The following is a 13449-nucleotide window of genomic DNA, read 5'->3' as shown; positions in this document are numbered from 1 at the left end:
CAATCCGCCAGCAGCAATCGAGAGACCCAGATGAGCGCCAAACTGCCGATCGCTTACGCACCTACCGATGGCTCCAAGGTTACGGTCTACTGGACCGACCGCGACGGCCAGGAAAATGAATCGGTTGCGCAGTACCGCTCGCTGGACCGCCTGAAGGCATCAGGCGGGCAATGGGACGACAGCGACGCTGGCTGGTGGGCCTATGTCGACAGCGACACCCAGAAACGCATCAGCCCGCATTCCTGGGCGGCCAAGGCAGGCGGCAGCGACGAAGACGACGAATAGGCGTATGATCGGGTCCGCCAGCCAGGGAGCTTAGCCATGGCCGAAAAACCCGATCGCAACGAACATCAGTTCATGGTGGCGGCCGTCGAGGCCGCTGGGGATGATACGCTGGACGGTGTCGCCGTGACGCTCGTCGATGCCCGCGGCGGCCGTGTTCGCCTGCATATGGACACCGACATCGCCGAGATGCTGCGGGAGCGGATTTCGGCTGCCCTCAACAAGACGATCGGACCGTAAGCAGCGGCAAGCGCTGCTTTCCAGGCCGTCCTCCATCCGTTCCAGCGCCGCGCGATCATCGGCGCGGATGCGCTGACTTTCGGCAAGATCCAGGGCCGCGCAAATAATCGCTAATCTCCTTTGAACCATTTCCCCTCCTGCTGCGACCCAGTCTCGTGAGGTGGGAAATTCATTTCAAAGGAGAGAACCATGAGTGCATTCCGCAACATCATCCTGGCCGTCGTCGCCGCTTCGGCGGTGACCGCGTGTCAGTCGACCGAAATCCGCCGCTGCGAATGGAAGCCGAAGGATCCGCGCTACCTGCAGAGCAGCAATTGCTGCAACAAGAACGATCCGTCGAGCCCCTGCTACAAGGGCAGCGACAAGCCCGACCGCCCCGACAAGCCGAACGACCCGCGTCCGAACGATCCGATCCCGGGTTGATCGCCCTTGCGTGCGTGGCAGCCGCCGTTCGGATGAACGGCGGTTTTGCCGTTTTGCAGGGCAACAGCCATGCTTTGCCCACAGGCTGCGGCATTGGTTGTTTAATGCCTCCTTAAATCGCCGCATTTACTGTCCAACCGGAACGCCATTGGCATGGGGGCCGGACAAACAGGTATGGCGAACCGGAACGACAGACGCATCGAGCCCAGCTTCGATGGACCGCGCAATGATGCGGAGGACGACGTCTTTTCGGTGCGCGAGGAGGACCGCGTCGTGCCCAGCCGCCGCAAACAGCCCGCCAAGCGCAAAGCATCCAAGGCCCGCGCGCCTGAACGCGGCCGCAGCCGCTCGCGCAAGCCGAAGCGCGGCCTGTTCGGCATCTTCGGCCGCCTTGTCTACTGGTGCTTCGTCCTCGCCATCTGGGGCGGCATCGCCGCCGCCGGCATCGTCGTCTACTACGGCGCCAAGATGCCCAGTGCCACCACCTGGGCCATTCCCGACCGCTCGCCCAACATCAAGATCGTCGGCGTCGACGGCCAGCTTGTCGCCAATCGCGGCATGACCGGTGGCGAGGCCGTCGGCCTGCACCAGATGTCGCCCTACATCCCGCAAGCCGTGATCGCGATCGAGGACAAGCGCTTCTATTCGCATTTCGGCTTCGACCCGATCGGCCTGGCGCGTGCCGTGTCGACGCGGTTCCTCAATGGCCGCTTCACCCAGGGCGGCTCGACGCTGACCCAGCAGCTGGCCAAGAACCTGTTCCTGAAGCCCGACCGCACCTTGGAGCGCAAGGTCCAGGAAGTGCTCCTGGCGATGTGGTTGGAGCAGAAGCACACCAAGGACCAGATCCTTGAGATGTATCTCAACCGGGTGTTTTTCGGCTCCGGTTCTTATGGCGTGGAAGCCGCCTCGCGGCGCTATTTCGGCAAGTCCTCGCGCGACGTGACATTGGCCGAGGCGGCACTTCTGGCCGGCCTGCTCAAGGCGCCGTCGCGCCTGTCGCCGGCACGCGATCCCAAGGCTGCGGGCGACCGCGCCCAACTGGTCCTTTCTGCCATGCGCGACCAGGGCATGATCGGCGACAAGGAACTTGCCAACGCAATGAATGCGCCGGCGACCCGTGTCGCCTCGTTCTGGACCGGTTCGGAAAACTACGTCGCCGACCGCGTCATGCAGGAGTTGCCCGAGCTCATCGGCGAAGTGCAGTCGGACATCGTCGTCGACACGACAGTCGACATGACGCTGCAGGAGATTGCCGAAAAATCGATCCGGCGGCTCGTCGACGAGAACGGCCAGAAGCTGAATGTCAGCCAGGGCGCGCTGGTGTCGATCGACAATACCGGTGCCGTGCGCGCCATGGTCGGCGGCTACGACTATGCCACCAGCCAGTTCGACCGCGCCTCCGAGGCGCGGCGCCAACCGGGCTCGGCGTTCAAGCCCTTCGTCTATATGGCGGCACTCGAGCAGGGCCGCACGCCCGACAGCATGCGCAATGACGCGCCGATCAAGATCGGCAAGTGGACGCCGGAAAACTACAACGGCAAATATTATGGCCGGGTGACGCTGAAGACCGCACTGGCGAAATCGCTGAACTCGGTGGCGGCACAGCTTGCCATGGAAGTCGGCCCCAACGCCGTCGTCGAGGCGGCGCATCGCATGGGCATCGAATCCGAACTGCAGCCCAATGTCTCGATCTCGCTCGGCACATCCGAGGTGACCCCGCTCGAGCTGACCGCTGCCTACGTGCCTTTCGCCAATGGTGGCTACCGACCCGAGGTGCACATAATCCGCCGCGTCACCACCACCGAAGGCAAGGTTCTTTACGAGAACACGGCTGGAGGCGGCCCGCGCGTCATCAGTCCCGAAGTCGTCGGCATGATGAATGCGATGATGACCGGCGCGGTCGAGGAGGGCACCGCCAAGAAGGCGGCCTTTGCCTGGCCGGCGGCCGGCAAGACCGGCACCAGCCAGAACTCGCGCGATGCCTGGTTCGTCGGCTTCACCGCCAACCTGACCACCGGCGTGTGGTTCGGCAATGACGACGGCAAGCCGATGAAGAAGGTCACCGGCGGCGCGCTTCCGGCGCTGGCCTGGCATGAATTCATGGTTGCCGCCCATGAGGGCGTACCGATGGCGGCGCTTCCTGGCTCGTGGACACCGGGCAGCGGGGCACCTGACGTCGCCGTAGACGACCAGCCGGCCCAGCAAATGGACGAGAACACCTTCCCGCCGGCACCGAAGCCGGCCAAGCAGCAGGTCGGCGCCGTCAACATCCGGCAGGACCAACCCACAGCCTCGATCGGCCGACCCGTGCCCCCCGCAGATGTTGGCGGCGGCCGCCCGGTTCCTCCCGGCGAAGTCGGCGGTCCGACCCAGCGCCGTGAGACGTCGATCCTGGACGTGCTTCTGGGGAACTAGGCACTCCAAATCCCTGATGATCTGCTTATGTCTGTGACGTTCGCAACAGCCGTGCGCGGATGTCTGTCGGTCACGATGCTTTCCGGAAATATCTCCGACGATTGTTGTTGACTATCGGTCAAGTATTCATTTGATGTTATGAGTCTTCAGAATATCGAATATTTCATGGGGCTGTTATGACGATATTGCTCCGAGTTCTCCGTATGGCATTTTGCGCCGTCATGGGGATCGTGATCTTTGCCGCATTGTTTGAGTTCGTAGACGCACTGCCTGTCGCAAATGGCTTCCCATTACACGCGCTGTGGTGGGGCGTTGTATTTCGTGCGCCAGCGTACGTCTTCTTTGGTGCTGCGCCATTGCTTTTCATGCTCACCATCATGGAACTGCGCGGTGTGCAAAAGCAGTGGCCCTACTTTCTCGTCTGGATAGCCGGAGGGCTGTTCCTGGGGCGAGCAAACTTGCTGGCTGCGGCGGTTTCGGCGGCGGCCGCAGGCTACTTTTACTGGCTGTCGGCCGGTAAGTCGGCGGGCGACCGGATTTCGGCTTGGCGTGAACAAAGGAGTCAGCCGGGGTTCAAGCCCGGAACCTATGTCGCTTACGCAGTCGTTGCCTATTTTGCTGCCCAAGCCGTGAGCTACAGCTACTATGGAGGAAAACTGCTGTGGGTAAGCTACGTAAGCGAACCCGGCTTGGGAACGCCGCCCGTGCCTTCGCGGAAGATGTCCGCAGCTCGGAAGGTGGCGTTGATGGATTTTCCCGACGTGGCATCCTGCCTGTCGAGGAACGCCGATAAGGCCTCCCCAAATTACCTTGAGCAGATGGATTGGGATCGCATCAACAACGTGAGTGAGGCCGAGGTCTGCATGTTCAGGCTTCTTGCTTCCTACAAAAACATTTCGCATGCAACGAAATGGTTCGAAGCCCAAGGCTTCACCGTGCCCAAGTCGTTCAGCAGCGCACGTCCAAACATCAGTTATGACGGCACACAGCATGTTCATGGCTCCTACTCTATCCGCAAGAATGGTCCGAAATTTCCGACACGCGGGGTATTTCGACGGCTGTTTGGTTCGATCCCCTATGGAATGAATTCGGCTTCGACTTGGAGCAAGGACGGGACTCAACTCCTCCGGGTCGATATCTCACTCAACATACTTTGACTGCCGAAACCACTCGCCGCAGCCTCACGGGGCGGCTCGCTCGCTGCGAGCTGTCGCCGTCGAGCGCGAAATCCAGGCCGCACCGCGCCGAGGCAACGGCGCTGCGATCAGGGCGCGTATGTCGGCATTGGGCTGCAGCCAGATGGTGCGCGCAGACCGGCGCAAGTCGGACAGGCCCCTGTCATATGCCGGGCAGGCGATGCTCTACTGCGTGCGGCTCAAGGACGGGTACTATTTTCCGGCGCCCAACGCCCAGTTCGTCAATGCCGGCCACTACGACAACACGCTCGATCGTTGCCGCTACATCTGCAACGACAAGGCTATGGACGTCTACGAGCTCGACGACATCGGTCGTGAAACCGAGGAGATGGCTTCGGTGGGGACGCGCCAGTCCTACAGGGACCTGCCGTCTGCTTTCGCTTATCGCGAAATGGCCGATTCCCACGGCTGCGACCTGCCACGCTATATCGCCGCGCCGGCGAGATGCGGGCGGGCGGACGGTAATCCCAAAGAATATGGGGGCGGCGGTGATCCCGCTGCCGCAAGCCAAGCCCGAACTGTTTCTCGACGGTACCGTCACCGATTTCGTACTCGAAGCGCTGGCGACGACGCGCAAGGTCCGCATCGTCGGGGTGCCGTTCCTGCTGAATTAGAGGAGGGCCGGTTCGCTTCAGCCTTTTCGCGCTGAGTCGTCATCTCTGCGCGCTTGGCGTCGCCAAGATGTCTGCCCCGGAGGTCCGCAAGGGGGTAGCTTGGAGCGGGCAAGGGCGCGCCGGTCTGACCGCCTGTTGCTGCAATGTATCACTGTCGCCGGAAAACCAGCCAGGGTTGTGCTTGGTCGGGTTCTGTTACCTTTTCCTTGCGTAAATTAGCGATATGAAATGCTGCATCGCATTTTTTGACGAGGGGCTATCCATGAAGAAACTGCTCGCTGCCGCCGGGCTCGTCGTGCTCGCGACGCCGGCTTTCGCCGCCGACCCGACGCAACCGGTCGAGGAAACCGTCCGCCAGGTCTCCGGCTACGGCCAGATCTATGGCGGCGGGTTGTGGATCAGCGAATTCTCCGACGAGACCCTGTGGGCAGCCGGTGGTGCGGCGCGCATCAACGTGCCATTTGCCGATCGCTGGAACGCCCAGGGCGACTTTACGGTCGATGCCGTCGGCCAGGACGGCGAGAGCCTCCACGGCGTCGGCGGTGCCGCGCACCTGTTCTGGCGCGACCCGGCTTCCTATGCCTTTGGTGGTTTCGTCCAGGCCAACACCTATGGCTCCTCTAGCGGCCTTGACGCGGATATCTGGGACTGGAAGGTCGGTCCCGAGGCTCAGGCCTATTTCGGCAACATGACGCTCTACGCGCAGGCCTACTACGGTGGCCTGGAAGCCGATTTCTTGCCCTTCGATGTCGACCTCATGGGCATTCGCGGCGTGGTTCGCTACTTCGCACAGGACAATCTGCGCTTCGACGGCGAGCTTGGCTTCCATCGCACCCATTTGAGCGTCGGTGGCGATTCGGCTGACTTTGACACCATCGCCGCTGCGCTGCAGGCCACCTACCGTTTCGACGGTACGCCGTGGTCGGTATTTGGGCGCTATCAGTATGAGAACATCTCGTTCTCGGAGGGCGGCCCGGGTACGGATAGCCTCGACTCGCACAAGCTGATGGTTGGGCTCCGCGCCAGCTTCGGCAGCACCACGCTCATCGATGAAGATCGCAACGGCGCGACGATGGACACCTATCAGCCTAACTTTATTATGCCGCTCCCCTTCGGAGGCTGATGCTGCATAGGCCGCCAAACCAACCAACAAAAAAGGCCGCGCGATTGCGCGGCCATTTTTTGTCTTGGAGAAACTGGGTTCGACCGGTTCAGGCTGCCGCCGGCGGGGCGTCGGGCTCCGGATCGCTGGTAGGCGGCCTCGCCGAACCATCCAGGACCTGTTCGACGATGCCGCGGGCGATCTCGCGCTCGCCCATGATCACCTTGTCGGCGCCGAGCCCGGTCAGGTGCTCGACCTCGGCGTCGGAATGGGCACGAGCGATGATCAGCATGCCGGGGTTGGCGGCCTTGGCCTTGAGCACGATCTGGCCGGCCTCGAAGGCATTGGGAATGGCCAGGATCAGACGCCTGGCGCCGGCAGCATTGGCCGCGCCGAACACCTCGCCCTTGACCGCGTTGCCGGCGACAGTCTCGACGCCTTCTGCCATCAGCCTGGCGATGGTCTTGTCCGAGTCCTCGATGACCAGGAAAGGCAGGCCGGCGTCCTTGAGCGACTGGCCGACGAGCGAGCCGACGCGGCCGTAGCCGATCAGGATGGTGTGGTCGGTGAGTTTGGTCGGCGGCGGGACGTCATCGTCGACCGTGGTTGCCGCCACCTGGGTTGTCGTGGCAACTTCACCGGGCTCCGTGGCCGGGCCGATCGGCACGACTTCGACAGCCTCCGGTACCTTGCCCGAGCGCTTCTCCAGCCACGGCTTCAGCCGCCCGACGCCTGCAAAGACCACCGGATTGAGCACGATCGACAGGATGGCGCCGGCAAGGATCAGGTCGCGGCCCTTTTCGGGTAACAGGCCCAGCCCGACGCCGAGTTCGGCGAGGATGAACGAGAACTCGCCGATCTGCGCCAGGCTCGCCGAGATGATCAGCGCGGTGGCGACCGGATAGCCGAAGGCAATCACGATCAGGAAGGCGGCGACCGACTTGCCGATGATGATGATGAACAGCGTGGCGAGGATCGGCCAGGTGTTGCTGAACAGGCTGGTCGGGTCGAACAACATGCCGACCGAAACGAAGAACAGCACCGAAAACGCGTCGCGCAGCGGCAGGGTTTCCTCCGCCGCCTGATGGCTGAGCTCGGATTCGCTCATGATCATGCCGGCGAAGAATGCGCCCAGCGCCAGCGACACGCCGAACAGCTTGGCGGCCCCGAAGGCGACGCCGAGCGCGATCGCCAGCACCGACAGGCGGAAGAGTTCGCGCGAGCCGGTGTGGGCGACGTAGTGCAGAACCCACGGGATGACCCGGCGGCCGACGACCATCATGACCACGACGAAGGCCGCGACCTTGGCCAACGTCAGGCCGATGACGCCCCAGACGCCGAAATCGAAGCGCAGGGCAAGGATGTTGGGAGCCTCGGTCGTCTGAGCTTCGCCGCCAAGTACGCCGGCAAGCGCGGGCAGCAGCACCAGCGCCAGCACCATCGCCAGATCTTCGACGATCAGCCAGCCGACGGCGATGCGGCCGCGTTCGGTCTCGATCATCCGCCGCTCCTGCAGCGCGCGCAAAAGCACGACGGTAGAGGCGACCGAGAGCGCCAGGCCGAAGACGAGGCCGGCGCCAAGCGACCAGCCGAGCATCCAGGCAAGGCCGGCGCCAAGTGCTGTAGCAAAGGCAATCTGGACGATTGCGCCGGGCACCGCAATGGCGCGGACGGAGAGCAGGTCCTTGAGCGAGAAATGCAGGCCAACGCCGAACATCAGCAGGATGACGCCGATCTCGGCGAGCTCTAGCGCCAGCTCCTGGTCGGCGACGAAGCCGGGCGTGTTCGGCCCGACCAGCACGCCGGCGATCAGATAGCCGACGAGCGGCGGAACCTTGAAGCGATTGGCGAGCGCGCCGAAGATGAATGCCAGCCCCAGACCGGCGACGATGGTTGCGATGAGGGGCGTGTCATGCGGCATTGTCCCGGCGGCACCTTTCGAAAATGAGCATTGTTTTGGGGTGCAGCGGCGAAATCCGCTGCATTTCCAATATGGTGGACGCAGGCTCGCATGCGCAACCCTAAGCGGCCAAGAAACTTGGCCGATATCAAGAAAAGTGCCGGCAATCGCTGCCGGCACGCAAGGAACTGGATTTCTGAACGACGGCGGGGATCAGGCCGCCATCAGGATGGTCTCGATGTCGCTGACGCTGTGATTGGTCAGCGTCTTGGCGACCTCCGCCGCAACGCGCTCGTCGACCTCCTTGTGCAGCTTCTTGCGCAACTCGCCGAGCACCAGCGGCGGTGCCACCAGGATGATCTCGCGGAAATCGCCGGCATGGGCGAATGTGTACAGCCGGGCAGCGATCTCGTCGGCGAAGCGCTCCTTGGCGATACGGTGCCAGTCGGTGTCGTCGACGGCGCTGCGGTGGATGGAGGGCCCGTCGCTGTAGCGGCCGGGACGATCGCTGCCCTGTTCGCGCGTCGGCGGGTTGTCCTGCTCCATCTCGCGCACGACCTCGAGGTTGGGGTATTTGGTGTCGCCCCGGTTCTTCAGGAACAGCGCCTTTTCGCCATCCGCTACCAGCACCCAGATGCCGTGCTTCAGTTTGAGCTGGGTCATGTCGTGCTCCTTCTGCTGTCAGCCCCTTTTGCGGAACGTCGACGGTTGATGGATGTTCCGGACAAGTGGCAAATCGAGGAATGAGCGCCGTCACGCTTAATTCTACTAACTTAGTAGAAATTAGGAAAAACGCATCCGGGCGGCTTTTCGGTTCGGGTACCGCGTCTCGGCACAAGTGGGGCATCGCCAACCCTTGTAACTCCGGCGATTTCAAGGGCTGCGGGCTGTCAGCCTGACATTTGCGGGCATTGTCGCAGGCGTAGCTCGGAAACATGTGCGTCGACCAGCAGTTGGAATAATTTTCTCTTGGGCCATCAGGGCGGGCAAAAGCGATTGCCTCCCTTCTCGGCGCGCGCGAGTGCATTTCTTCTGCAGCGCAGCAAGGGCGGCTAAAAATGGCAGACATTCCGGAACCCTGCGTCATGACCCCAGCCGCCGCCAAGCTCAACGCATTCCCGATCTTCCTCAAGGTCGAAGGCGAAGCCGTGGTCATCGTCGGCGGTGGCGACGAGGCGCTGGCAAAGGCCCGTTTGCTTACCCAGTCGAGCGCCGAAATCCGCATCATCGCCGACCATGTCGAGCCGCATCTGCGCGACTGGATCGCCGCCAACGGCGCGACCCGCATCCATGCGCTTTATGACGCCTCGCTGATCGAGCGCGCCGTGATGGTGTTCGCTGCGACCGGCGACGAGGCGCTCGACCGCCGCATCTCTGTCGATGCGCGTGAACTGGGCATTCCGGTCAACGCCGTCGACCGTCCCGAGCTCTGCGATTTCTTTACCCCCGCTCTGGTCAATCGTGCGCCGGTCGCCGTTGCCATCGGCACCGAAGGGGCAGGGCCTGTCCTGGCCCAGATGATCCGCGCCCGCGTCGACCGCATGCTGTCGCCGCAGCTCGGCGCGTTGGCGACGCTTGGCGCCGGCTTCCGCGACGCCGTCGAACGCCTGCTGCCCAGGGGCAATGTCCGCCGCAGCTTCTGGCGCGAATTCTTCGAAGGTGCGCCGGCGCGTGCGCTCGACAACGGCCAGCTTGCCGAGGCTTATGACGCGGCGACCGAGCTTTTGCTGCAGAAAGGCACGGTCAAGGGTCACGTTGCGCTCGTCGGCGCCGGTCCCGGCGCCGAGGATCTTCTGACGCTGCGCGCCCACCGCCTTTTGATGGAAGCCGACGTCATCGTCCATGACGCGCTGGTTCCCGAGGCTGTGATCTCGATGGGCCGTCGCGATGCCGAGCGCCTGCCGGTCGGCAAGCGCAAGGGCTGCCACTCCAAGACCCAATCCGAGATCAATGACCTGCTCGTCGAGCTGGCTTTGGCCGGCAAGCGCGTCGTCCGCCTCAAGTCGGGCGACCCGCTGGTGTTCGGCCGGGCCGGCGAGGAAATGCAGGCGATGCGCGATGCCGGCGTGTCTTACGAGGTCGTGCCGGGCGTTACCTCGGCCTTCGCCGCCGCCGCCGACTTCGAATTGCCGCTGACGCTGCGCGGCGTCACCTCCTCGATGGTGTTCACGACAGGCCACGACCTCAAGGGCGGTTCGCTGCCCGACTGGGCCAAACTCGCCATCTCAGGCGCGACGGTCGCCGTCTATATGGGCCGCTCGGTCGCCGCCGACGTCGCCGGCCGCCTGATCGACGCCGGGCTGTCGCCCGATACGGCGGTGGCCGTCGTCGAGAACGCCAGCCTGAAGAACCGCCGCCGCTTTCACGGCACGCTCGCCGACCTGCCGTCGCTCGAAACGCGCAGCGATCTCGACGGCCCGGTCATGACGATCATCGGCGATGCGGTCGCCGGCGCCAATTTTGAACTTTCCGAGCCGCTCGCGGCACACAGGCACGAACAGGCCGCCCGCGCGGCGCTCGAAGGAAGCAGGGCATGAAAATCCTTACCGCCAACAGGCTGACCGACGGCGAGGCCGTGTGGTTCGCGGCCGACGGTACCTGGGCAGAGACAATCGATGTCGCCGAGACCGTCGGCGACAAGGTCGGCGAAGCTCGCCTGGAGGCGATCGGCAAGGCCGCCTACGACAACAACGAAGTCGTTGACGTCAACCTCATCGACGTCAGCGTCGTCAACGGTGCGATCCAGCCGCTCAGGCTGCGCGAGGTCATCCGCGCCGCTGGTCCCAGCAATCGCCTCGACCTTGGCAAGCAAGCCCGGCCCGCCGCCGGCGCCGCCTGAACACAGACCGGAAGACGACCATGTACCGTTACGACGAGTTCGACCATGATTTCGTGAAGGCCCGCGTCGCCGATTTCAGCGACCAGGTCGAGCGTCGCCTTGCCGGCGAGATCACCGAGGATCAGTTCCGGCCGCTGCGCCTGATGAACGGCGTCTATCTCCAGCTGCACGCCTACATGCTGCGCATCGCCGTGCCTTACGGCACGCTGAGCTCAAAGCAGATGCGCATGCTGGGCCACATCGCCCGCAAATACGACAAGGGCTACGGCCACTTCACCACGCGCCAGAACATCCAGTTCAACTGGCCCGCACTGTCGGATATTCCGGCGATCCTCGCCGACCTCGCTTCGGTCGAGATGCACGCCATCCAGACCTCGGGCAATTGCATCCGCAATGTCACGGCCGATCACTTCGCTGGTGCTGCCGCCGACGAGGCTGCCGACCCGCGTCCCTATGCCGAGATCCTGCGGCAGTGGTCGTCGGTGCATCCGGAGTTCTCGTATCTGCCGCGCAAGTTCAAGATCGCAGTCACGGGTGCCGAGCGCGACCGCGCCGCCATCCAGACCCACGACATCGGCCTGCATCTGAAGAAGAACGACAAGGGCGAGCTCGGCTTCGCCGTCTATATCGGTGGCGGCCAGGGCCGCACGCCGATGGTAGCCAAGAAAATCCGCGACTTCCTGCCTGAAGAGCACCTCTTGTCCTACACCACCGCGATCCTGCGCGTGTACAATTTGCACGGCCGTCGCGACAACAAGTACAAGGCGCGCATCAAGATCTTGGTCCATGAGACCGGCGTCGACGAAATCATCCGCCAGGTCGAGCATGAGTGGCAGGCGCTGAAGGATGGCGAGCTCAGGCTGCCCGAGGCCGATGTCGCCGCGATCCAGTCCTATTTCGCGCCGCCGGCGCTGACTGAACGCCCGGAAGGCGACGAGGCGGTCAAGCTGGCACGGCTCGATTCCAGGAGTTTTGGCGACTGGGTCGACCAGAACGTCTTCACCCACCGCAACCCCGACTACGCCGCCGTGACGATCTCGCTCAAGGGCATCGGCGAAGTGCCGGGCGACGCCACCGACAGCCAGATGGAAGCGGTGGCCGACATCGCCGAAAAGTATGGCTTCGACGAAATCCGCGTCAGCCACGAGCAGAACCTGATCCTGCCGCACGTCGCTCGCGCCGACCTCAAGGCGGTCTATGACGCGCTGGTGGCGATCGAGCTCGCGACGTCGAACTCCAACCTGATCAGCGACATCATCGCTTGCCCGGGCCTCGACTATTGCGCCCTGGCCAACGCCCGATCGATCCCGGTGGCTCAGGAAATCTCCAGGCGTTTTGCCTCGCTGGAACGCCAGCGCGACATCGGCGAGCTGAAGCTCAAGATCTCCGGCTGCATCAATGCCTGCGGCCACCACCATGTCGGCCATATCGGTATCCTCGGCGTCGAGAAGAAGGGCGCGGAACTCTACCAGGTGACGCTCGGCGGCTCGGCCGACGAGCACACCTCGGTCGGCGAGATCATTGGCCGCGGCTTCGGCCCGGAAGAGATCACCGACGCCATCGAGACGATCGTCGAGACCTATCTCGGCATCCGCCTCGACCGTTCGGAAAAGTTCCTCGACGCCTATCGCCGTGTCGGCCCAGCGCCGTTCAAGGAGGCGCTTTATGCTAGCGAAGCCAAGGCAGCCTGACGCCGGGACCGAAGCGCAGGTTCTCGCAGAGGCTGCGGCGCTCGATGCGCTCTACGGGCACCTGTCACCCGTCGAGGTCATCGCGCGCGCTGCCACCGAGCGCTTTGTCGGCGAGATTGCGGCCGTGTCGTCCTTCGGGGCGGATTCTGCCGTGCTGCTGCACATGATCGCCGAAGTCGACCGCAAGCTGCCGGTGATCTTTCTCGACACCGGCAAGCACTTCGGCGAGACGCTCGACTATCGCGATGCACTGGCCGCCGATTTTGGCCTGACCGACATTCGCATCATCACGCCCGACGAGGCAACACTTGCCCGCATCGATCCGACCGGCAATCTGCACCAGACGAGCACCGACGCCTGCTGCGACGTGCGCAAGGTCGAGCCGATGGCGCGCGGCGTCGAGCCTTTCCGGGCCTGGTTCACCGGCCGCAAGCGCTTCCAGGCCGCCACGCGCGCGGCCCTGCCGGTGTTCGAGCAGGTTGGCCCGCGCTTCCGCATCAACCCGCTGGCGCGCTGGACCACTTCCGACCTCGCCGACTACATGCGCAAGCATGCGTTGCGCGAGAACCCGCTGGTCGCCTATGGTTACCTTTCGATCGGCTGCTTTCCCTGCACGCAGATCGTCAAACCGGGCGAGGACGCGCGCAGCGGACGCTGGGCCGGACAGGCCAAGACCGAATGCGGCATCCATCTTTCGGGTCTCGAACAGTCGCTGACCGACGCATCACTTTAGGAATTCTTCTT

Annotated in this window: 13 protein-coding genes; 11 read left to right on the top strand and 2 right to left on the bottom strand. The window is 63.7% G+C overall.

Features of this window, described 5'->3' with window-relative positions; all coding sequences use genetic code 11:
- Window positions 1–30 precede the first annotated feature (30 nt).
- From SLT36_RS01320 to SLT36_RS01290, 7 genes are all read left to right on the top strand, one after another.
- On the top strand, window positions 31–285 hold the full coding sequence (locus SLT36_RS01320) for a hypothetical protein (RefSeq protein WP_432285454.1): 255 nt from the start codon (window positions 31–33) through the stop codon (window positions 283–285).
- Between the two features lie 36 nt (window positions 286–321).
- Window positions 322–522, top strand: coding sequence for a hypothetical protein (locus SLT36_RS01315; RefSeq protein WP_432285452.1), 201 nt, complete (start codon window positions 322–324; stop codon window positions 520–522).
- A gap of 189 nt (window positions 523–711) precedes the next feature.
- Window positions 712–945 carry a hypothetical protein gene (locus SLT36_RS01310; protein ID WP_432285450.1) on the top strand — a complete coding sequence of 78 codons (234 nt, stop codon included), beginning with the start codon at window positions 712–714 and terminating at the stop codon, window positions 943–945.
- 174 nt (window positions 946–1119) lie between these two features.
- Complete coding sequence (locus SLT36_RS01305) at window positions 1120–3363, top strand: transglycosylase domain-containing protein (RefSeq protein WP_432285449.1); 2244 nt, start codon at window positions 1120–1122, stop codon at window positions 3361–3363.
- A gap of 203 nt (window positions 3364–3566) precedes the next feature.
- Complete coding sequence (locus SLT36_RS01300) at window positions 3567–4520, top strand: hypothetical protein (protein WP_432285448.1); 954 nt, start codon at window positions 3567–3569, stop codon at window positions 4518–4520.
- A 142-nt stretch (window positions 4521–4662) separates the two neighbouring features.
- Window positions 4663–5208 (top strand): DUF2865 domain-containing protein, encoded by a 546-nt coding sequence (locus tag SLT36_RS01295; protein ID WP_432285446.1) that lies wholly within the window; start codon window positions 4663–4665, stop codon window positions 5206–5208.
- Window positions 5209–5435: 227 nt separating this feature from the next.
- Window positions 5436–6296: a hypothetical protein gene (locus tag SLT36_RS01290; protein WP_432285445.1), complete on the top strand. Its 861-nt coding sequence runs from the start codon at window positions 5436–5438 to the stop codon at window positions 6294–6296.
- Window positions 6297–6384: 88 nt separating this feature from the next.
- Here the strand turns inward: SLT36_RS01290 and SLT36_RS01285 are convergent, their stop codons facing one another.
- Window positions 6385–8196, bottom strand: a complete 1812-nt coding sequence (locus tag SLT36_RS01285) for a cation:proton antiporter (RefSeq protein WP_432285443.1) — start codon at window positions 8194–8196, stop codon at window positions 6385–6387.
- Window positions 8197–8388: 192 nt separating this feature from the next.
- Entirely contained in the window at window positions 8389–8838 is a 450-nt protein-coding gene (locus SLT36_RS01280; RefSeq protein ID WP_432285441.1) for a host attachment protein, read from the bottom strand.
- Window positions 8839–9260: 422 nt separating this feature from the next.
- Between SLT36_RS01280 and cysG the strand changes: the two genes are divergently transcribed.
- From cysG to SLT36_RS01260, 4 genes are read left to right on the top strand one after another with little or no spacing between them, the layout of a single operon-like run.
- Window positions 9261–10712, top strand: coding sequence for a siroheme synthase CysG (gene cysG / locus SLT36_RS01275; protein WP_432288208.1), 1452 nt, complete (start codon window positions 9261–9263; stop codon window positions 10710–10712).
- Complete coding sequence (locus SLT36_RS01270) at window positions 10709–11014, top strand: DUF2849 domain-containing protein (protein WP_432285439.1); 306 nt, start codon at window positions 10709–10711, stop codon at window positions 11012–11014. The genes cysG and SLT36_RS01270 overlap by 4 nt, the downstream gene beginning before the upstream one ends.
- Before the next feature lie 20 nt (window positions 11015–11034).
- Window positions 11035–12705, top strand: a complete 1671-nt coding sequence (locus tag SLT36_RS01265) for a nitrite/sulfite reductase (protein WP_432285438.1) — start codon at window positions 11035–11037, stop codon at window positions 12703–12705.
- The gene (locus SLT36_RS01260; protein ID WP_432285437.1) at window positions 12680–13438 is read left to right on the top strand and encodes a phosphoadenylyl-sulfate reductase; all 759 of its coding nucleotides are present in this window, start codon (window positions 12680–12682) and stop codon (window positions 13436–13438) included. Before SLT36_RS01265 ends, SLT36_RS01260 begins: the two co-directional genes overlap by 26 nt.
- Window positions 13439–13449: the final 11 nt, after the last annotated feature.

It is taken from the genome of Aminobacter sp. BA135, from assembly GCF_050859125.1.
Classification (GTDB): domain Bacteria; phylum Pseudomonadota; class Alphaproteobacteria; order Rhizobiales; family Rhizobiaceae; genus Aminobacter; species Aminobacter ciceronei.
This window is presented reverse-complemented; position numbering and strand designations above follow the sequence as displayed.

Excerpts from the sequence above, each read along its gene's own strand:
- SLT36_RS01320 (WP_432285454.1), top strand. The coding sequence starts at position 31 with ATGAGCGCCAAACTGCCGATCGCTTACGCACCTACCGATGGCTCCAAG.
- SLT36_RS01315 (WP_432285452.1), top strand. The coding sequence starts at position 322 with ATGGCCGAAAAACCCGATCGCAACGAACATCAGTTCATGGTGGCGGCC.
- SLT36_RS01310 (WP_432285450.1), top strand. The coding sequence starts at position 712 with ATGAGTGCATTCCGCAACATCATCCTGGCCGTCGTCGCCGCTTCGGCG.
- SLT36_RS01305 (WP_432285449.1), top strand. The coding sequence starts at position 1,120 with ATGGCGAACCGGAACGACAGACGCATCGAGCCCAGCTTCGATGGACCG.
- SLT36_RS01300 (WP_432285448.1), top strand. The coding sequence starts at position 3,567 with ATGGCATTTTGCGCCGTCATGGGGATCGTGATCTTTGCCGCATTGTTT.
- SLT36_RS01295 (WP_432285446.1), top strand. The coding sequence starts at position 4,663 with ATGGTGCGCGCAGACCGGCGCAAGTCGGACAGGCCCCTGTCATATGCC.
- SLT36_RS01290 (WP_432285445.1), top strand. The coding sequence starts at position 5,436 with ATGAAGAAACTGCTCGCTGCCGCCGGGCTCGTCGTGCTCGCGACGCCG.
- SLT36_RS01285 (WP_432285443.1), bottom strand. The coding sequence starts at position 8,196 with ATGCCGCATGACACGCCCCTCATCGCAACCATCGTCGCCGGTCTGGGG.
- SLT36_RS01280 (WP_432285441.1), bottom strand. The coding sequence starts at position 8,838 with ATGACCCAGCTCAAACTGAAGCACGGCATCTGGGTGCTGGTAGCGGAT.
- cysG (WP_432288208.1), top strand. The coding sequence starts at position 9,261 with ATGACCCCAGCCGCCGCCAAGCTCAACGCATTCCCGATCTTCCTCAAG.
- SLT36_RS01270 (WP_432285439.1), top strand. The coding sequence starts at position 10,709 with ATGAAAATCCTTACCGCCAACAGGCTGACCGACGGCGAGGCCGTGTGG.
- SLT36_RS01265 (WP_432285438.1), top strand. The coding sequence starts at position 11,035 with ATGTACCGTTACGACGAGTTCGACCATGATTTCGTGAAGGCCCGCGTC.
- SLT36_RS01260 (WP_432285437.1), top strand. The coding sequence starts at position 12,680 with ATGCTAGCGAAGCCAAGGCAGCCTGACGCCGGGACCGAAGCGCAGGTT.